The following is a 19,562-nucleotide window of genomic DNA, read 5'->3' as shown; positions in this document are numbered from 1 at the left end:
ACGGTTCGGACTCGCCTTGGGCGGGGCTGTCCAGCGGTGAGATGCAAAGGCAACAGGTTAGCTCTGTGCCTGCCTGTCTATTTAGACTGCTGATAGTTTACAAACGTTCACTTTACAAATCATAAAGTGCGAAGGCAGTTCTCTTGGTCAGCCTTAAGGTCGGATTTTGGCATTTGCCTTCTGGTTTTGGGCGATCGCTCGCCCTGAGCAACATTCCAGCTGCTATGCTTTTTTTAAAACCCTTGACAAACTCTCAAATCCTTGCGTTACCAATTCTTGCGGGTTAAAAATCTATTTCTGTCAGTCGTCCTGGCGGTGGCTGGGACTGTAGTCATTAGGGCATCCGAGAACGTACCCGTACAGGCTCGTCCCGCTCCTGTATTTACACGCCATTTAGAGACAATTCAAAGCAGCGTACCGCCTGGGTTGATTATGCGCTTGCCGTCCCAAATTCTCCTCAGTGGCCCCACCGATGTAGATCCTTCTGAGTTGATTGTCCGCGTCTTCCCCTCAGAAACTCCGTTAGCTTATACTGTTAGCCTTTTTACCTGCTACAGTAATCCCCAACCGTGCTTAGTCGGAAGTTTTTCGGTTGAGAAAAAGAATTCTCTCAATGCGATACGAGAATTAGAAAAACATAAAAAAGCAGGCGACCGCATCACCTTAAGGAAAGATATTAGAGGATATCTATTGGAAGGAAAAAAGCAAAAGCCATCTTATGAATTTTCTTCCGTAATGTGGCAGCAGGATGACTTTATTTATCGCGTTAGTTTTCCCACCATAGAACGGTCAAATATTCTCTTGATGGCTAATTCAATGGCTAACGATGTGCCGCTTTTCCGCAGGTTTTCTCGTCCACTTCCCTGATACTCATCCCAAGTTGCGTTCAGACAGAGTAGAGTCTTGAACGCAACTTATTAGTATTAATTCCAGTAATCTACAATCCGCTGAGCGTCTCTAGCAGCTTCTCCACTTCAGCATTATGGTCGAGGAAGGAGAACAAATGTTTATAGCGCAGAATTCCCTGTTTATCCAGTACGAATTGGGCTGGCAGAGGCGCACCCAAAGCTTGACCCGTAGAGTAAGCTCGAAAAGTCCGACAACTGGGGTCGCTGAGCAAGGGCATCTTTAACCCCAGGTCTTTGACAACCGTTTTGCTCTGCTGTTCGTCGGTACTGGTAATCATCAAAACCTCGACGCCCAAACTGGTAAAGCGCTCGTAGTTTTCATTCAGCGCTTTGATGTGAGGAAAGCAAAAAGGACAATATTGCTTTTCGGTGAAGATGCGGGTGAAGGCAAGGATGACAGGTTGCTTTCCCTTGTAATTCGATAACTTGACTTTACCCCCATTAGTAATGTCCGGCAGTTCAAATGCTGGAGTCGTTTCACCCAGGTCTAAACGGCTGGTTGCTGGAATCGGCAAGAAATTCTCAAAGAAGCGTTGATTTAACAGTCCGCTAAAGTCAGTAGATGTCAGCATCGGTATATCATTTTGGTCTTATTGCTGTAATTGTAATAGTTCTTTACTTTTTTGCGAACCGGGGCGAATCGTGGACGAGAAAGCGATCGCATCCTTCATCCCTCAAAAAGTCGCCTCTCCATTTCAGGAATGCGATTAACTAACTGACGGATTACTTCTTCTTATTAGAAGTCCCTGAATTTTGTTGTAACATCACTGGGCGCAAGACCCACGTATCAGGATTTACTCGCAGATTCACAGAAAACTGGCGAGCCTGAGGGACAAGTAGCCTCTCTTACAAATCTTGGCTATGTGTTATAAGGAGGCTTTGGTAATTGCAAAGAAAATTCCTTTGTTCAGGGAGAAGGGACAGTTTTAGGAAATTTGGGCGTAGTTTTCTTTTCCTTAGAAGAATATAAGCAAACGATTGAGTTTTACGAAAAAGCTTTGGACATTTGGAGGCAAATCAGCAATCAACAGTCTGAAGCCCTTACTTTGGACAATCTGGAAAAGGCTTACCGTGCCTTGGGAGACTATGAAAAAGCGATCGCATACAATCACCAGCATCTAGATATCGTGCAAGCAGCGTTACAGGAGTTAACGCGATCGCCAGCATCAAAAACTAAACCCCAATACATCTGATAGGAAAAATCTCATCAAATGTATTGAGGTTTTTGATTAATTGACGACTGAATCAGTTCTGAAACTAACTCGACACCAGAAATTTAGACGGCAGAAAAGAAGACCTTTGACTTGACGGGGTCGGGAACCATTGTCTTGTCACCCGGTTGCCAACCAGCGGGGCAAACTTCATCGGGGTTAGTTTGTACGTACTGGATTGCTTGCAGCGTCCGCAGAGTCTCATCGACGTTGCGACCAAAAGCCAGGTTGTTAATCGTAGCGTGCTGAATCACGCCTTCTTTATCAATGATGAACAGCCCCCGGAGTGCAATGCCTGCCTCTGGATCGAGGACATTGAAAGCAGCACTAATCTCTTTCTTAATATCGGAAACGAGGGGATAGTTTAGGTCGCCGACGCCGCCGGACTTGCGGTCTGTCTGAATCCATGCCAAGTGGGAAAATTCACTGTCTACAGAGACACCAAGGATTTCAGTGTTGAGATCCTGAAATTTTGAATAAGCGTCGCTAAAAGCTGTAATCTCTGTAGGACAAACGAATGTAAAGTCAAGAGGATAGAAGAACAAGACTACATATTTGCCACGATAGTCAGACAGTTTGATGGTCTTGAATTCCTGATCGACCACAGCGGTTGCGGTAAAGTCCGGGGCGGTTTGTCCAACCCGAAGACAGCCTTCTGTGTGGTGGGTCATGAATAGATTCTCCTTAAATGGAATAGATTTTGCATTGACTCGTGCTGAGTCAAGGGTAATCTAGTTGAGGTCTACCCTAGACGCAACGACAGCTAATTTACGAACTGTAACAACTATATCATACTCATAACGAGTTTGAGTAGGAATGAAGAATTTGGATACGCGCGAGTGGCTGCTGACCAACGGGTTAGGAAGTTTTGCCAGTGGAACGGTTTGTGATGCTCGGACTCGGACTTATCACGGTTGGTTAATTGCCGCCCTCGATCCGCCGAGTCAGCGCACTTTATTACTGTCTCACCTGGATGCCAGTTTGGATGTAGGAGGACGGGTATTTGCACTAGGGACAAATTTCTGGATAGATGGAAAAATTGACCCTTTGGGCTACGAGTTATTGCGTTCTTTTGACATTGACCCCTTTCCCCGTTGGGTTTGGGGTGAAGATAACTGGCAGCTAAGCAGGCAGCTGGTGATGCCCTATGGCTTAGTAGAAAGTAGCTCACAGAGCGTAAGTAGCGGGAAGGAGACTGAGCAAGTAGGTACTCCCCAGTTTTGTCACCGGATTTTGATTCAGTACCGCTATGAAGGCACTGAGTTGGCTACGCTGAGGTTACGCCCGGTAATTGGCGATCGCGACTTTCACCACCAGCAATCCGGCGCTTCCGGATTGTCCTTCTCGCAATTAGTCGGTCAAAAGCAAATTTGCTTGCAAGGGATGCGTCCTGACTGGACTGGGACTCCCTGGCAATTGCGCTGGAGTAAGGGTCGCTATCAACCAGACACCGTTTGGTATTGGCATTATTACTATCCAGAAGAGAAGCGGCGGGGATTGGGGGACAAGGAAGACCTCTACAGCCCTGGATACCTGACAGTACCCCTACAACCGGGAGACTCCCTCACCCTAGAAGCGAAAGTGGGATTATGTAACTCCAAACAATCACAGCTCAGTTCCCTAGACTTTGAGCAAGCAGTGCAGGTTGAGCAACAACGACTGAAAGCGCTTCGCCGTCCCTTGTTGAGGGTTCATGGCAACGAACCCTCAACCATTGACAATGACATTGTCAATGACATTGTCATTGATATTTGGCAGCAGCTGTTGCGAGCAGGCGATCAATTTATTGTCTACCGCGCTTCCATTGCTGGCCCGACTGTGATTGCTGGCTACCCCTGGTTTAATGACTGGGGACGCGATACGCTAATTGCTCTACCAGGACTAGCTTTAGCGACTGGGCGCTATGAGTTAGCGAAGGGACTGCTGGAAACTTTTGGGCGCTATTGTCGGAATGGTTTGATTCCGAATGCGTTTCCAGATACTGGAGCTGAGCCATTTTACAACAGTATTGATGCTGCGCTGTGGTGGATTGAAACTTTGGGTCTTTACCTAGAAGCAACGCAGGATTGGGATTTTCTGGCTCAGCAATATCCTGTGGTGCGGCAGATTTACAAAAGCTTTATGGCTGGCACCCTGTACAATGTCCGGATTGATGCCACGGATGGGCTAGTTACCTGGGATGCGCCAGGAGTGGCGCTTACCTGGATGGATGCGGTGGTTGATGGTCAGCCGGTAACGCCTCGTCGGGGTAAACCTATAGAAATTAATGCCCTCTGGTACTCTGCTTTGTGCTGGGCTAGCCGATGGGCAGAATTGTTATTAAGGGAAGGAGGCGCGAATTCACAGAGGCGGATTAACCAGCGAGAACGCTATATTCAGCAGGCGCAACAGGTGAAGAGATCGCTGCAAAAGTTCTGGAATCCGACGCTGGGATATTTCTACGATACGATCGCACCGGATGATGTGCGAGACCCCACAATTCGTCCGAATGCAGTTTTGGCGCTCTCGCTCTATCATTGCGGGTTTCCTACCGAGCAAGGGCGGTCTGTCCTCAAGGTAGCAGGCGATCGCTTAGTGACACCCTACGGTCTCCGCAGTCTCGACCCCGCCGATCCCCGCTATGTGGGGACGTATGCTGGGAATTCTCAATATCGCGATCGCGCCTACCACCAAGGTACGGTTTGGAGTTGGCTGATTGGCCCCTTTATCCGAGCCTGGAAGCGCCTCTACGATTCAGAACCCGTCCCTTTTGATTGGCAGCCGATGATTGAACACTTGCAGTCCTCAGCCTGCCTGGGTTCGGTTTCGGAAATTTTTGATGGCGATCCGCCTCATGCAGCTCAAGGAGCGATCGCTCAAGCTTGGTCTGTTGCCGAACTCATCCGGCACTACTCTGACTGATTAGCACCCTTACTAGCATGGAGGAATGAGTACCATCACAAGCCTACTCATTCTTCAGTCCTGGCTTTTCATAACTTTTAAAATGGCTCTGGCGGGATTTGAACCTGCGACCTTGGGCTTATGAGTCCCCTGCTCTAACCACTGAGCTACAGAGCCAAGTTTTCTTGAACAACCTTATCATCCTAGCATACTGGCGTGATTATTGCTATCCCTCACGCAAGAAAAGAAAAAAGACAAAAGAATATATTTTCTTTTGTCTTTTGCTTTGTCTTTTGCCTTTTTTTAGCGTCGAGGTAGCAAAGCTATTGGGTTGATAGCTCCTTTTCCAGATGGATGTAACTCAAAGTGAAGGTGAGGTCCAGTGCTGCGTCCGGTGCTGCCCATCTCAGAAATCTGCTGACCTTGCTCAACTGCTTCGCCTTCGCGAACCAGGAGCCGGTTGTTGTGGGCATAGCGAGTCAAACTGCCATCCGGATGCTGAATGTCCACCAGATTTCCATAACCACCTGAATTCCAGCGTGCATAGACTACGACACCAGGAGCTGCCGCCACGACGGGTGTGCCAACTGGAGCCGCAATATCAATCCCCTTGTGCATCCGTCCCCAGCGCCGACCATAACCAGAGGTCAAAACGCCCTTTGAGGGCCAGATGTAGCCATTGAATTGGATTTGGCTATCCGGCAGGTAGGGATTTGGACCAGGGAGGGGCGGTAACTCTGGAGCAACTTGTTGCCCGAAGGGGGGCCGGAGTGTCGGGTTATAAGTGTCCGCTCCGGAGGGCGCTGCTGCCACCAATGGCTTCTGGGTTCTAGCCCGTGGTGCAGCAGGTGGGGGCACTTTGATTTCGATTGCCGCCTGCGATCGCTGTTGTTGCCGTTGCCGCTTTTGCATTTCTGCTTGTACGGCTTCGTTATAACGATTTGGGCTGAATTCTGGATTGATCGGAGTCGAGTATTCAGAACGTTGCAACGGTTTGTTGACGACAGGTGCAACCGGCTCGAATGCGGGAGTCACTGGCACCGAGATGTTAGCAACCGGAACGTTCTGTGAGTTAGCGGTATCCCCGTTTTGCTGGGTACGATACTGCTGCCGTAGTTTGATGATGTCTTCCCGTAGTTTCTCAATCTGGGTGCTGTACTCAGAGTTTTGCTTCAAGCCAGCAGACTGAGTTTGGTTCCTCTCGGCAATCGGTGTGGCAGCGGGTGTGGCAATGGGTAACGGATTACCCGCTACTAACATTGGTTTGACGATAGGTACGTTAGCACTACTTTGCACCCGTACCTGTGTTGCTGCGACGGGTAAGGGAACAGCCGTTGGCAAAGTAGGAACGGAGAGATTCGGTACAGCAACATTAGACTTGGATTGTCTAAGTGCAGCGTTCAAACCAGGAATTACAGTTACAGTCTGTTTTTTCGGGATTTTCAGTGCTTGATTCACTCGAATCATGTTCGGGTTATCTAACTGATTTATCCGCAGCAGTTCTCCTCTGGAAACGCCGTGAATGCGAGCGATCGCATCCACCGTATCTCCCGCCTTGACCTGGTAAACATCTGCCGTTACCCCATTAGGTTCGACGACGGCAATCGGTACGGGTGCCACTGTCTGGATTGGCAGCGCTTGGTTAGTCGCGGTCGGTACTAGGATTGGTACGCTTTCATTCACCCCTATCGGCTGCGGGGATGCTTCTAGCGATTCCCGTGCCTGTGCCGATGGGAGGTGGTTAATCACCCGATTGGAGGCGTTTTCTCCTGGCATCTGCACCGCGATATTGCGTGGCACGGACGGTACTTGGTTGATTACCTGATTGGGGGCGTTTTCCCCTGGCATCTGCACCGCGATATTGCGTGGTACGGACGGTACTTGGTTGATTACCTGATTGGGGGCGTTTTCCCCTGGCATCTGCACTGCGACCGGAATTTGCACTCTAGGAGCAGCTATTTCTACCTCAGCAGCTTCAGAGCTATCAATTTGGGCTGGTTCAGTGACTTCTAATTGACCAGCAGATGCTTTTGTCGTCTCCTCAGACCGCAACTCCGCCAGACTGCTCTGCAAGCGGCTCCGCTGCTCCTTTAAGCGGCTCATGGCAGCGTCTTGTCTTGCTTTTAATAGCTCATTTACGTTGCCGGGAATCGTGACTGATTGACCCACCGGCAGTCCATCCGATGTTGTCGCTCCAGATGATTGCTGCACCTGTATCGGGCGAACACCATAAGACTCAGATAGCTTTTCGACGGTATCGCCCAGCTTAACTTCGTGAACAATACCGTTCACTGAAGGAATTTTCACCACTTGTCCAGCTGGAAGAGCTGAGCTGGATTTGATGTTGTTGGAAGTGGCGATCGCGGCAGGTTCTACCCCATAGTTCTTCGACGATTGCCAAATTGTCTGTGCCTGCTGCACCTTGTGTTCGATAACGCGCGGTGCTGGTTTCGATTCTGCTTTACCGTCCAGCTCCACCTTCGGGGAAACGGCCTCAGATGTGAATTCTGGCTCTACTACCTTTGGGGAAGCAGCGACAGATTTGGATTCCGGCTTTATTGCTGCGACTGAAGCAGTTGTTTCTGGCTCCACTTTTGAGGCAGGAGCGGCAACAGCAATATCTGTTGCAGCAGGAGCGTTGGTAACAGTCGGCTCTGTGGCGACCGGATCGGCTGCCTTTGCTTCATCGCCTTGTTGCGGCAGCAATAGGCTGGAGGTGCCCATTGAGATTGCCAATCCAATCATGGCGGCAGAGGTGCGAGCCCGACGGTTAACCTCTGGAGAAATTGGCTTCAATAAACCTGACTCTCCCCCGGAAAGCTTTCCTGCGGACAGATTCGCTTTCGCATCTTTGTCTGCTGCACAGGAAGGAACTGATTTAATCTTGTGCGTGAATGGGCGTTTCAAACACGACCTCCTACTTATGACGAGCGCTTAACTGTCCCTGAATGATTGTTTTTTACCAGTCAATGGGACAAATCACATCAAAAAGTGATTAGGATCACTGCCGGTAATCATACCTAGGCAAGATTACCCTGCTTTTTTGATTTAGACAAGTTTACATGACTGGGAAAATTTAATCATGCACGACCTACATTTGACCCACCCTGCTGAAGACTTCATCATTGCGTTAATCAGGAGCCTTTTGTCAAGAGCTGGCAAGTCAATGGTGTATTCCTTTCTAAGGCGTGCATATTGGAACATACTTGCTTGACTTGCTTTACTCCGGAAGACTGAGAAAACAACTTTTTCGTTGTTGGCATCCTGCTGTTGATCGATTACAACATGAGACTTTAAGCTGATTTTGCCTTGAATAACAACCGTAGAATCATGGAGAAAACTCTGACAAATGGCATAGAGCATACCGACGCATATTTACTAAAAATCTTCCTAAAGATTGATTCGAGGTTGTTTTAGAGGCTCAGCACTGAAAGATTTTGGATAAAAAAATCTATCAATCAATTTCCCGTTGTTACTCTGTTGTTCATAGAAATTTCTTATCTAAGCCGCGCTCATTCGGTATTCTAGATAGCTGAAGGACGCAAAAGAAACTCTCTCAAGAAAGGGAAAAGAGTCATTCGTCACCGAGTGTTGAGCAAGAAGTCATAGGGAAAGCTCAGCCAGAAATGGTCACAAACAGTTGCCGGTTAACACGTTTGAGATTCCTAGAGAAAAGGTCAAACCAAATTTCTAACCTTTAACTCAATCTGCGAACACCTGACTAAAGATTGATAACACGCAATGAGCAAAGGACTTGTTTGCCTCCTTCAGGAGGACAAAATCCCCAGTTGGCGACGCGCTTCAAACAAACCGACTGCGGCACTGACAGAAAGGTTCAGGCTCCGAACGTGCGGCTGTGACATTGGAATATAGACAGTATTGGCACAAAGGGCGAGAACTTCTGGAGGTAATCCAGTTGTTTCGCTACCAAATAATAGCCAGTCATCTGCCCGAAACTCGAACTTCAAGTAGTTATCCCTTCCCGAAACGCTGAAGCCAATCCATCGTCCCCCTCGCTGCTGATGGAATGCCTGAAAATCCTCTAAACCAATGTGGTGGTGCAGATTGACGTAGGGCCAGTAATCCAGACCGGCACGTTTCAGATAGCGATCGCTAATGTCAAAACCCAACGGCCCGACTAAATGCAATTCCGTCCCAGTGGCAGCACAGGTACGGGCAATATTGCCGGTGTTGGGCGGAATTTGCGGCTTGTAGAGAACAACAAACGGCATGAGACTTACTAATTACTCTGGCTCTAACACTAAAATCCACGCTGGAAACTCAAATTATACCCAAAGAGACATGAACCTATACATATTTGTTATATGACTCACCCAGATCAAATTGATTAAATATTCTAATTCCCGAATGATTCTTTTTAGCCAATAAATTAAGCCATAAAAAGGCAAAAAAAGAAATCAGGGGCTAGGAAGGATCGAAGATAAAGAATGAAGGCTTTAGGATAATTCTCTGCCTTCAAGCTTCATTCTCGATCCTTCAAGTGCTTCAGGCAACTAGGCTCTCGCACAATTTGTCTTCCAGTTCGCGCTCTTGGTCTGCCACCGCTTGAATGGCGTCAATCATCACGCTGGAAGTGTCAAAACCTTGGTTTTGGAGATTTAACCATCGCTGAGCCGAATTTCCTTCCCGGAGAATCTTTTTCAGGGGTGACAAGAAACAGCGAAAGCCCATCTGTTTAGACAGATCCCAAACTTCGCCGGTTATTTCTTCAATCCAATCTCGCGCCAGAATCGGTCTGCCGTCTTGCCAATGTCTCAGAGTTGCATCCAAACTTTGACGGGCGGCGGCGTCTTCGTTGGCGTCAGTCAGGGTAATTAAGTCTTGTGAAGACAATTGACTCATTTCCAGGGGATCGAGGCTAGGGTCATCAATCAACTGCAAAAGTCGGGCTTCTAGCAAGGCTGTAACCGCCAACAAGGCAACCGGATCGATGATTAGGTCGCAAATTCTCAGTTCTAGGCGATTAAGGTCGTAGGGGCGCTGGTTGCCATTTGGTCGCACGGATGACCAAAGGTGGCGGACATTTTGCATTGTCCCGGCGGCTAATTGGGCTTTCGTCCACTGGATAAAGTGGGCGTGGCTTTCAAATAAGGGAACGTGGGCTGGGGTTTTTGGAAACAGTCCCCAGCGAGTCGAGTGATAGCCAGTGGCTTTCCCATCCAAAAACGGGGAAGAAGCACTGAGAGCGAGGTATAAGGGTGCTTCTAGGCGGACAAGGCGAATCGCCCGCATCAGGGTTTCGGGATCGCTGATGCCAATGTTGATGTGGACGCTGGCGGTGACAACTTTGGTGCCGTAAGTGTTCTCAATGTAGTCGTGGTAAGGATTGCTAGGGTCAGATCGCCAGAAGCGATCGCTGCCGCCTAAAGACAGCGTACTCCCCGGAATCAGGGTGTAATTTCCCAGGCGTTTTAGATACTCTCGGAGTTGCCGTCTAGGGCGTAGCAAGGCACACAATAATCGGTCGTAACAATAAAAGGGTTCTGTGATATATTCCACGTTGCGGCTATCCGGCTCCCGCATGAACCCGTCTAGGTCTGCCACAATCCGATCGGATAAACCCACAATGTCACCATTGGGGGTGCCGGTATACATTTCAATTTCAAAGCCTTTTGATAGCAAGGGGTTTTTCCTCAGATGAGTGAGTACGAAGTACGGACACGGGATACCGCTACCGTTAAAAAGTGTATCGAGGAAGACGAAATGGCTCCTCTGCCCTTAGTCTGGCATCAAAGTTGGTACTGATGATAGACAGTGGTGGCGGCTCGGTGTAGCAAGGAGTGCCGATAAACGAGGGAGTCAAGATCGTCAGCATAACCCCCGCCAATCACACAGGCGACTGGGTAGCCGAGTGCCACACAGGTACTCAAAACTTGCATTTCCCGGCGGAAGATTCCGGTGTCTGTGAGGGCGAGTTTGCCCAAGCGATCGCCAGCATGAGGATCGACGCCAGCATCGTATAAAACGAGATCCGGCTTGACTTGTGAGAGCAAATCTGGGAGATATTTTGCCAAGGTTTGCAGATAGGCGTCATCTTCCATCCCAATCGGGAGAGGAACATCTAAGTCACTTTGTTGTTTGGTTCCGGGAAAGTTAACTTCGCAGTGCATCGAGAAGGTGAAGACGCTGCTATCTTCTTGGAAAATCACGGCGGTACCGTCTCCTTGATGGACATCTAAATCCACGATCAGGATTTGACGCACCAGTCCCAGATGTTGAAGCACGCGGGCAGCAATGGCTAAATCGTTGAAAATACAGAAACCAGAACCATAACCGGGAAAGGCGTGATGAGTACCCCCCGCAGTATTGCAAGCTAAACCGTGACTGAGTGCCAGTTTAGCGGTGAGAATCGTACCGCCTACTGCCACGCAGGTACGATTTGCTAATGCGGGACTCCAGGGCAATCCGATTCTTCGCTGGGCTTTGGCATCGAGGGTGCCTTCACAGTATGCTCGGACATATTCTGGGGTGTGAACGAGTTCTATCCACGCTAGTGGAGGAGGTTCGGGCGGATGAATTTGCTCTGGATGCGCTACGCGATCGCTTAAGAGCATTTCGTAGAGTTTGCTGAATTTGGGCATGGGGAAGCGATGCCCTTCTGGGAGAGGTACGACATAATCCGGGTGGTAAATAATTGGCAAGTCCATATTTAAAATTTTGAACTGCCAAGCGGCAAAGGAAGAGAGGATTTCCGAGGCAATTTTCCTCAGACGCTACGCGATCGCAAAATTTTCCAGGCAAACCCACTAACCAGGCAACCTAAACCAATACTGAACAAGATGACAATAACCAGATTCGCCAAGGGGATGACTGCGGATAGTTGGTTATCGATTTGGTTAGGGTAAGGCTGGGTAAAATCTTTTACCAACGCCGAGGAAGCAGAGGCGGCGACTGAGGCGGTTCCCACTCCCAGACTGGCAGCGGCAATAATATTTTCCAGATTGCGATCGCGCTTAGCTTGTTCAATCTCGACGATGCCTCGAATCGTGTTAATCACATCTTCTAGCACTCTCAATGCAGGGCTAAAGCTGGCACGATCTTGTTGGATTTGGATTTCGTATTGCTTGACTATTTGGTTGAATTGTGCCAAAAAATGCAGCTCGGTTTCTCCATATTTGCTAGCTTCTTGAAGCAGGTAATTTAAATGTTCTTGGTATTTTTTCTGATAGGTTTCAATCGCGTGCAATTGAATTTCTAGATGATTTAAGTCTGAAGCATACTGGGACAATATTTTTATATTGACTTCTAAAATCCTCTGCAATTCTTTTAACGGTAGCTGCTTGAGCATTTCACCCGCTTGAAAAATATAGCCGAAATTCTCTTGCAATTGCTGTCTGAGTTTCTGAGCTTCACAATAAGACCAAATAATTTTATTGCGGTAGTAAAACAACTGCATCCAGACCTCAGAATATTTAGCAGCTTCAGTTTCGGCGGCTACATCGGGATAAAAGATAACCAAAACATGGTGATTCTCTTCCATGTCCCAACGCTGGGGAGATAGCCACACTTCAAAAACGGTTGCCCCTAAAAACTTTCCTTTGTTTGGCTTTTGTTGTTTCCATCTCCCAAACTTCAAAGTTTCGTAAGCTTCTTGGACGAGACATTCTAAAGGGGTTTCACAGTTACGAGGCAAAATCCCAGACACGAGCCAGGTTTTTCCAAGATTGCCTTGTTTATCAGTAGCTAGATGTTTGAGGGTAGGAAAGCATTTAAAAGATTGCAGATAGTCTCGATCGTTAATATGGCAATTAAACAAAAGCCCATAACTATCGCTAAATCGCACGGGATAATAAAAGCCTTTGACTGGATATCCTTCAGTGCGAGCTTGAAAAGTATAATAAGCTTCAGTTTCCCCCGCCAGGCGCAATAATTCTAAATATTCTGGATCGTTATAATTTGAATCGTCAGCACCGACAAGAATTCTTTGCAATTCTAACGGGAAGTTATCCCAAAACGTGAGCTGGTTCTGGTTGATTTGCTCTGCATCGTCTCCCAAGCCGTTTCTCAGGTGGTAAACAAATAGATCCAGGTTAGGAAGAAATAACAGGTTCATCGGAAGAGTAAACATATTGCTACCATACCTGGCGATTTAAATCACAGCTATGCCAACCCTACTTTAGAAGCAAGGAAGTAGAAGTTGCGAGAACTTTTAAACAAAGCCCGCTGGCGCGGACTGAGAACCAATATAAAGTGTATGACGAAACCTGCTCAAGGTAGATTTAGAAGCGATCGCAAAATTTTGCATAGCATCTCTTACCCGCGCAGGATTCAGCCAGTTTTAGACTTGAAGATAGGGCAAACGAGCGATCGCTGTAGATACGCCGTATACAACACCTCGACATCTTCGTGTCACAGCAACTCCCAGCAAGGGAGGAAGTTTAAACTGGATGGAGAGAAGAGAAATCAGCAAGCGATGGGGAGGAAGGAGAGAAAATGCAACACAAAATCGTCTGGGAACAGGGCAGCAATAATCCTGACAATACCAACAACTTCGCAACCATCCGCGAATGGTGGGCAAGTCTCATCGACAATAAAATCACGTGGCGACAGCGAATCATTCCCCAGACGGGCGATGCTACCGAACTCGATTGGGAACCCCAACGCTTTGACGAAGTATTTGAGATTCAAATCCCTGAGATTCGCGGTATCACTCTCTACTGGCGCAAAATCAACGAAGATCGAGAACGCAGCACTACGCCTACCAAACTCGAACTCGATACCCTTCGCCAGCAACTTTATATCTATCCCCAATCTCAAAAAGAACTGGTCATTCGGGTAGGGATACCAGAAACCATCTATCAAAAGATTGAATTTAAATCTCCCCAATTGCAATTTGCTGCTAAGGAAGGTGAAAACCACATCCTGACTCTGCGAGATACTCAGCAACAGTTGGAAGTGAAAGCCATTCTCAGTCCAGAAAATTTGAGACAGTTAATTGATCAGTTGAAGCAACAATTGTCGTAACTACGCTGTATCTTTTTTCTAGAGGTCGCGCCAGCAGATGAGATAAATCGTGTCTCTACAATTGTCTCGCTGCTATGTGTAGCCGCGATAGGGGCAACTCTGGAGGTTGCCCCTATCGTCAGTCTCATAACATATACAAATAGATTTGAGATAAAACTATCAACATGAAGCAATGGATTGTCCCGATTGCCTTTATTCTTAGCGGATTTCTCGTTGGGATAATTTTTGATAAATTTTTTCTTCCTAGACTCAAAAGAATAGCTGTTAAAACTCGGTTGCCAGGGAATGAAATCGTTTTTCATTCCCTGCGTGGCATCCCCAAAATTTGGTTTATTGTTGCTGGCTTTTACGGAGCCATTTTTACCCTTCAACTAAATCAGGTTATTCCTGACCGGATTTCTGGCATTTTTCAGAATATTCTGACTGTTATTTTCCTCTATTCTGTCACCTTAGTTTTAGCCAGACTGACGGCGAGTTTTGTTACGATATTTGGTCAAAGAACACCCGGAGTTTCAGCTTCATTACTATCTAACCTAGCCAAAATTGTCGTTCTGGTTTTGGGAATCTTGATGATCTTGCAAACGCTAGGGATTTCCATTACACCTATTTTGGCAACCTTGGGAATTGGCGGTTTGGCAGTTGCTTTGGCATTTCAGGATACCCTATCTAACTTATTTTCAGGATTATATTTGATTATTTCTGGACAAGTCAGAACTGGCGACTATGTAAAACTAGAGACGGGACAAGAAGGTTACGTTACCGATATCACTTGGCGGAATACCGTGATTAGAGAACTGCCAAATAATCTAGTCGTTGTACCCAATACAAAGCTGGCTTCTGCCATTTTTACGAATTACCATTTACCTGTGAAAGAAATAACTTTACCGATTCAAGTAGGTGTCAGTTACGATAGCGACTTGGAACACGTTGAAGAAATAACGGTTGAAGTTGCTAAAGAAGTTATGCAAGAATTAGCAGCAGAGATTTCTGATTTTGAGCCTTTTATTTTATATCAAAATTTTGGCGAATTTAGTGTCAACTTTACAGTATTTCTTAGAGTTAATGAATTTCTGAACCAACGAATTGCAAAGCATAAATTCATCAAGAAATTGCACCGACGCTATCAGCAAGAAGGAATTACTATCCCTTTCCCAAGTAGAGAAGTTTATGTAAACCAAAAGGGAAATAATATTGCTAATGACTAATATAAACGTCGAAAAAATAGAAGCCGCAGCTATTTAATTTGGATAGCTGCGGCTTTCTTAGTTCTCAGACTAACGATTACCGACGATTACCGACCCTGACGACCCGGACTGCCAGGCGCTGCGCCTGCTCCTTCGTCGTTACTGGGCTGGTTCCGATTGGAATTGCCTGGATCGCAACCTTCTGGCCCATTACCGACCCCTTGGTTGCAATTCTGACGCTGATTCGTGCGTTCGCTCCCCTCTACCTCACGGTTATCGCCAGGGACGTTTTCTGGCTTGGGAGTATCAACTTCGCGCACTGTGGGGGGTTTCGCACCTTCTCCCGCCACGTATGGCGAGGCGATGTTCTGAGCCTTCCCAGTGCTGACTAAAGCTTGGTAGAGGAAAGCACACACCTCTGCACGGGTGGCGACTTGATTGGGTTTGAGTGACTGGACATTGGGATAGTTCACCACCAGACCCCGTTCTGTCGCTGCTGCAACCAAACTGCGGACGTCGCTAGGGATGCTAGCGGCATCGCTGTAAACTTGCAGTAGCGTCTGGGTAGTGGTACTGGCAGAAGAGTAGTTCATTCCCTTTGCCAATGCCACTAAGATATCCAGACGAGAAAGCTTTTGGGTGGGGTTGAATGCATTGCTGGAAACAGCGCCTAAAAAGCCCATTTCATAGGCTTCTTGGATAGCACTGTACGCCCAGTAATCCGAGGATACATCCCGGAAGGCGATCGCATTCCGCACTTTATTCATCTCAAACGCTTTCCGCAGCATCGCCGCAAACTGGGCGCGAGTCACCGGCTGATCCGGTCGGAAGCGACCATCGGGGAAGCCTTCGATAATTTCTAACTCCGCCAGTTGGGCGATAAAATCTTTTGCCCAGTATCCCTGCGGAACATCGGGAAAACTCGTCTGGATGTTTCGAGTGACTCCCACGTTTGCATATCTTGCCAGCAGCTGGCTGACTTCGTAGGTCGCGTTCTCGGCTTCTACCCCAATCACCTGCACCAACTGACCGGGAGCTGATGTCAATAAGGCAGCCATTCCTGAACTGTAAACGCTCATCGTCTCACCCGCCAGCATTGATTCACCGCTGGTAAATGAGCTGGAATAAACGCTAGTCGCCGCCGAAGTCGAAATCTCGCTCGATTGGAACTGGCTGACGTTAATTTGCTCGACGCTGCTCAGGAATGTTACCCGTTCCTGAGAGTCGATTTGGGTGTAGTAGTTGTAGGCGGTGGTACCGCTGTCGATGTTGCCATCCATGTCGGCATCAATGCCGTACACAGTCCGCACTACACGGGTTTCAGACGGATTTTCTGACAAAATTAGGTTAACGGCGGCGTTTTCAGACAAGCATTCAAACTCGCTGTAGCCAATCAAGCGATTTTGGTCGTATAGACGCACGACCACGCGATCGCCCGGATTCACACCTTTGACAAACTTCGCTTTTTGCTTGATTTTGTATCTGAAGTCGCCAAGATACTGCTCTTGGGAATAGCTGTTGCCTTGTTTCGACTTCACCGATACGCGAGTAATCACCTCTGTGAGGCTGCCTGCGGGTTGCAGAACGGCAAGACTAAAGTTGCCTGCGGATTCGGTCATTGCCACCGTAGACCGCTGTTCTGTGCGGACGGTACTCCTTTGCTCGGTGGTTTCCGTGCGACGGGTTGTTGTCTGTTGCCCAGTGGTGGTACTTTCCGACCGGAGTCGAGCCGTCAAGGTTTGGGTTGCTGTTTCATCCCACTTCACGAGCGTTCCAGATTCGTTGGTGCGATAAACCCAAAATCCCTGTTCTTTGGCGCTACCGACCAGTACCAGCCAGCCGGGAACCAGTGCCTCGGTGCAGGCAACACCTGCTTCTGCTAACTCCAAGCAACCATTTGACCAAGTTTGCTTCGCCACCTGAAGGATGGTTAAGTCAGAACTTTGCATTCCTGTCCGTTGGGCAGCATCCTTTAAAACAGCTTCAGCAACCGCTGTTGGCAGCTGGGCGGTATCGTCTTCTGCTTGGCTGAGCAGATTTCGACCCGATAAGGGCAGATTGCCCATTGTTTGTCCAACTTGCGCGATCGCAGGGGCAACCGTTGTCATACTTAAACCGGCAGCAGCAAAAACCAGGCTGCCTAAAAATACCAAGGAACTTCGCTTCATTAATCTCTTCTCACACCTAAACAAAACGGGTAGCGTGACTTTTCAAGTCGGTTAGATGTTCCCTGGTTTATCTCTTTTTAATGATAGAGACTATTACGATAGAAAAATAGTTAAGGAATCTTAATAATTATCGTGACGACTCAGCAGCTAAAAACAGGAAGCACTTTTGAAAAACTCAACTGGACTTGGCGCGGCTACCGGATTCAGTACACAGTCATGGGCACAGGTCGCCCTCTAGTGCTGATTCACGGCTTTGGCGCTTCCATTGGACACTGGCGCAAGAATATGCCAGTCCTCGCCGCTGAGGGCTACCGAGTATTTGCCCTAGATTTACTCGGATTCGGCGGTTCGGACAAGCCAGCCCTCGATTACACTCTCGAATTGTGGGAAGAACTACTCAAGGATTTCTGGGAAACTCATATTCAGGAACCGACCGTCTTTGTCGGCAACTCGATTGGGGCATTACTCAGCTTGATGGTAGTGGTGAATTCTCCAGAAATTTCCGCTGGTGGCGTGCTGATTAACTGTGCCGGGGGCTTGAATCATCGCCCCGATGAGCTGAATTTCCCCCTGCGACTGGTGATGGGAGCCTTCACGAAGCTGGTCAGTTCCAAAGTCGCTGGCCCGTTCCTATTTAACCGCATCCGCCACAAAGATCGTCTCCGTCGCACGCTCAGACAGGTCTACGTGAACCCTGAAGCTATCACGGATGAACTGGTGGATATGCTTTACGATCCTTCTTGTGACACGGGCGCTCAGCAGGTTTTTGCCTCAATTCTCACGGCACCCCCTGGCCCTAGCCCAGCTGAGTTGTTGCCAAAAATACAACACCCGCTGCTGGTACTTTGGGGAGAAGATGACCCCTGGACGCCGATTAAGGGTGCGACGATTTATAAAGAGCTAAGTGAGAATGGGCAACCCGTGAAGGTTGTCGGCATTCCCAAAACGGGTCACTGTCCCCATGATGAACGTCCGGACGTGGTGAATCCTTTGATATTGGATTGGTTGGCGCAGCTGAGCAGTCAATAAAACTTAGTCAGTAAAAGTTTCGGTTCAACTGTCGTTGCACCGACTTGTGCATTTGAGGTTCTGAATTTGAGGGAACGCGATCGCACTCGCTTCGAGATCGCGTCCCCTCGCGTCTGATTCACCTAAAGTTACATCCAACCTCTCCGATCCTTTCTTGCCTTCCTTGAAAAAAAAGGAAATTAGGATTACTCCATTCACCGCCGATCCCGTTCACGGAAATCAATCTCGGAGCGGACAGACTCGTGGGGCGCGAGCGGTTTAAATGGATAAAGCACGGCTTGCTGTGATGAGGAGCATCCAACTCATCACGACTATAGTTAGGAAGATGCGGTAGGAACCATAAATGCTATATCGCAAAGAACCAGAGGGGCTGATAGCGATCGCGCAGCTTGCCCATGCATGGGTATCGGGTCAATTGGCACAAGCTTGGGGAAATGAGTATTTTGGGAAGCTGGAACCTAGAAAAGAGGTTTGCTTAGGTGCCCAGCAACATGATATTGGCTGGCTGTCCTGGGAAAAGACGCCTACCTTCAACCCAAAAACTGGTTTGCCGCACAGTTTCACGGAATTACCGAGAAAAATCCATATAGATATTTGGTCAAAAGCCGGAGAATTAGCGATCGCCCAAGGAAGATATCCAGCGCTGCTAGCTTCGCTGCACGGTACGCGCCTCTACGAGCATTACGACTCTAGTAATGACTCCCCAGAAGATATCCAGCTTGTGCAGGACTTCCTAGGGCACGAACAGGCTTTCCAGAAGGAATTAATTGACTCCCTCCGCAACGATCCGGATTACGCACCCTACAGCACACCAGAAGCGATCGCCCGAAATCGGCAGTTAGTGGGAATCTGGGATTGCTTATCGCTGATCTTGTGCATGAAGTTAAGTAAAGAGCGTTCGGTAGAGAAGGTTCCCACCGCTGAGGGTGAAATTACCCTGAAGCTGACGCCACTAGCAGGCGATCCAACCCAGGTAGCGGTAAGTCCTTGGCCTTTTTCAGAGAACGCGGTGACGCTGGTTTGTGAAGGACGCTATCTATCGGAAACCTTCCCAGACGAGGAGACGATGCGGAACGCGATCGCGAAAGCACCTTGGGTGACGATTAAAACTCACCTGCATCCCGTGTAAGCACCGACTGGATTATGTAATTAATCGGTATTCATCAAAGCAACATATTGTGCTTACCCATAAAGAAG

At 48.1% G+C, this 19,562-nt stretch carries 14 protein-coding genes, 1 tRNA gene, 1 pseudogene and 1 riboswitch; of the genes and pseudogenes, 7 read left to right on the top strand and 9 right to left on the bottom strand.

Annotation, left to right across the window (positions count from 1 at the left end):
- Positions 1-261: 261 nt before the first annotated feature.
- Positions 262-867 (top strand): hypothetical protein, encoded by a 606-nt coding sequence (locus NDA03_RS14955; RefSeq protein WP_190534850.1) that lies wholly within the window; start codon positions 262-264, stop codon positions 865-867.
- Positions 868-937: 70 nt separating this feature from the next.
- Here NDA03_RS14955 and NDA03_RS14950 read toward each other — a convergent pair whose 3' ends face one another.
- Positions 938-1,480, bottom strand: a complete 543-nt coding sequence (locus NDA03_RS14950) for a peroxiredoxin (protein WP_190435908.1) — start codon at positions 1,478-1,480, stop codon at positions 938-940.
- A 360-nt stretch (positions 1,481-1,840) separates the two neighbouring features.
- On the opposite strand from NDA03_RS14950, the pseudogene NDA03_RS14945 reads away from it, so the two are divergent.
- Positions 1,841-2,101 (top strand): annotated as a pseudogene (locus NDA03_RS14945) (tetratricopeptide repeat protein); the annotation flags it as partial.
- A gap of 83 nt (positions 2,102-2,184) precedes the next feature.
- Here NDA03_RS14945 and NDA03_RS14940 read toward each other — a convergent pair.
- Positions 2,185-2,790, bottom strand: a complete 606-nt coding sequence (locus tag NDA03_RS14940) for a peroxiredoxin (protein ID WP_190411983.1) — start codon at positions 2,788-2,790, stop codon at positions 2,185-2,187.
- Between the two features lie 145 nt (positions 2,791-2,935).
- Here NDA03_RS14940 and NDA03_RS14935 point away from each other — a divergent pair, with 145 nt between their 5' ends.
- Positions 2,936-5,020 (top strand): amylo-alpha-1,6-glucosidase, encoded by a 2,085-nt coding sequence (locus tag NDA03_RS14935; protein WP_348238452.1) that lies wholly within the window; start codon positions 2,936-2,938, stop codon positions 5,018-5,020.
- An 83-nt stretch (positions 5,021-5,103) separates the two neighbouring features.
- Here NDA03_RS14935 and NDA03_RS14930 read toward each other — a convergent pair.
- From NDA03_RS14930 to NDA03_RS14905, 6 genes are all read right to left on the bottom strand, one after another.
- Positions 5,104-5,176, bottom strand: a tRNA-Met gene (locus NDA03_RS14930).
- Positions 5,177-5,302: 126 nt separating this feature from the next.
- Complete coding sequence (locus NDA03_RS14925; protein WP_348238450.1) at positions 5,303-7,906, bottom strand: peptidoglycan DD-metalloendopeptidase family protein; 2,604 nt, start codon at positions 7,904-7,906, stop codon at positions 5,303-5,305.
- A gap of 860 nt (positions 7,907-8,766) precedes the next feature.
- Positions 8,767-9,231: a tRNA (cytidine(34)-2'-O)-methyltransferase gene (locus NDA03_RS14920; RefSeq protein WP_190411980.1), complete on the bottom strand. Its 465-nt coding sequence runs from the start codon at positions 9,229-9,231 to the stop codon at positions 8,767-8,769.
- 274 nt (positions 9,232-9,505) lie between these two features.
- Positions 9,506-9,937: a hypothetical protein gene (locus NDA03_RS14915; RefSeq protein WP_190411979.1), complete on the bottom strand. Its 432-nt coding sequence runs from the start codon at positions 9,935-9,937 to the stop codon at positions 9,506-9,508.
- A riboswitch (cyclic di-GMP riboswitch) is annotated at positions 9,928-10,012 on the top strand. (Overlaps the previous gene by 10 nt.)
- 737 nt (positions 10,013-10,749) lie before the next feature.
- Positions 10,750-11,667, bottom strand: a complete 918-nt coding sequence (locus NDA03_RS14910) for a histone deacetylase (protein ID WP_190429743.1) — start codon at positions 11,665-11,667, stop codon at positions 10,750-10,752.
- A gap of 59 nt (positions 11,668-11,726) precedes the next feature.
- The gene (locus NDA03_RS14905) at positions 11,727-13,088 is read right to left on the bottom strand and encodes a hypothetical protein (protein ID WP_348238448.1); all 1,362 of its coding nucleotides are present in this window, start codon (positions 13,086-13,088) and stop codon (positions 11,727-11,729) included.
- Positions 13,089-13,453: 365 nt separating this feature from the next.
- Here NDA03_RS14905 and NDA03_RS14900 point away from each other — a divergent pair, with 365 nt between their 5' ends.
- Together NDA03_RS14900 and NDA03_RS14895 are read left to right on the top strand one after the other, a co-directional pair.
- Positions 13,454-13,984 (top strand): hypothetical protein, encoded by a 531-nt coding sequence (locus NDA03_RS14900; RefSeq protein WP_190435928.1) that lies wholly within the window; start codon positions 13,454-13,456, stop codon positions 13,982-13,984.
- Positions 13,985-14,148: 164 nt separating this feature from the next.
- The gene (locus NDA03_RS14895; protein WP_190411975.1) at positions 14,149-15,189 is read left to right on the top strand and encodes a mechanosensitive ion channel family protein; all 1,041 of its coding nucleotides are present in this window, start codon (positions 14,149-14,151) and stop codon (positions 15,187-15,189) included.
- Positions 15,190-15,275: 86 nt separating this feature from the next.
- On the opposite strand, the gene NDA03_RS14890 is transcribed toward NDA03_RS14895, so the two are convergent.
- Positions 15,276-17,336, bottom strand: coding sequence for an S-layer homology domain-containing protein (locus NDA03_RS14890; RefSeq protein ID WP_348238446.1), 2,061 nt, complete (start codon positions 17,334-17,336; stop codon positions 15,276-15,278).
- A 132-nt stretch (positions 17,337-17,468) separates the two neighbouring features.
- Between NDA03_RS14890 and NDA03_RS14885 the strand changes: the two genes are divergently transcribed.
- Together NDA03_RS14885 and NDA03_RS14880 are read left to right on the top strand one after the other, a co-directional pair.
- Positions 17,469-18,365, top strand: coding sequence for an alpha/beta fold hydrolase (locus tag NDA03_RS14885; RefSeq protein ID WP_190411973.1), 897 nt, complete (start codon positions 17,469-17,471; stop codon positions 18,363-18,365).
- 343 nt (positions 18,366-18,708) lie between these two features.
- Positions 18,709-19,494, top strand: coding sequence for a DUF3891 family protein (locus NDA03_RS14880; protein ID WP_190435943.1), 786 nt, complete (start codon positions 18,709-18,711; stop codon positions 19,492-19,494).
- The last annotated feature ends 68 nt before the right edge of the window (positions 19,495-19,562 follow it).

It is taken from the genome of Trichocoleus sp. Lan (assembly GCF_039961855.1).
In the GTDB taxonomy this organism is placed as follows: Bacteria; Cyanobacteriota; Cyanobacteriia; order Cyanobacteriales; family FACHB-T130; genus FACHB-T130.
Note: the sequence above shows the minus strand (reverse complement) of the source record. Positions and strands in the feature narration are given on the sequence as shown.

What these genes read in the sequence shown, in the direction of transcription:
- NDA03_RS14905 (WP_348238448.1), bottom strand. Translation starts at nt 13,088, where the DNA reads ATGTTTACTCTTCCGATGAACCTGTTATTTCTTCCTAACCTGGATCTA.
- NDA03_RS14890 (WP_348238446.1), bottom strand. Translation starts at nt 17,336, where the DNA reads ATGAAGCGAAGTTCCTTGGTATTTTTAGGCAGCCTGGTTTTTGCTGCT.
- NDA03_RS14895 (WP_190411975.1), top strand. Translation starts at nt 14,149, where the DNA reads ATGAAGCAATGGATTGTCCCGATTGCCTTTATTCTTAGCGGATTTCTC.
- NDA03_RS14935 (WP_348238452.1), top strand. Translation starts at nt 2,936, where the DNA reads ATGAAGAATTTGGATACGCGCGAGTGGCTGCTGACCAACGGGTTAGGA.
- NDA03_RS14880 (WP_190435943.1), top strand. Translation starts at nt 18,709, where the DNA reads ATGCTATATCGCAAAGAACCAGAGGGGCTGATAGCGATCGCGCAGCTT.
- NDA03_RS14900 (WP_190435928.1), top strand. Translation starts at nt 13,454, where the DNA reads ATGCAACACAAAATCGTCTGGGAACAGGGCAGCAATAATCCTGACAAT.
- NDA03_RS14950 (WP_190435908.1), bottom strand. Translation starts at nt 1,480, where the DNA reads ATGCTGACATCTACTGACTTTAGCGGACTGTTAAATCAACGCTTCTTT.
- NDA03_RS14940 (WP_190411983.1), bottom strand. Translation starts at nt 2,790, where the DNA reads ATGACCCACCACACAGAAGGCTGTCTTCGGGTTGGACAAACCGCCCCG.
- NDA03_RS14920 (WP_190411980.1), bottom strand. Translation starts at nt 9,231, where the DNA reads ATGCCGTTTGTTGTTCTCTACAAGCCGCAAATTCCGCCCAACACCGGC.
- NDA03_RS14910 (WP_190429743.1), bottom strand. Translation starts at nt 11,667, where the DNA reads ATGGACTTGCCAATTATTTACCACCCGGATTATGTCGTACCTCTCCCA.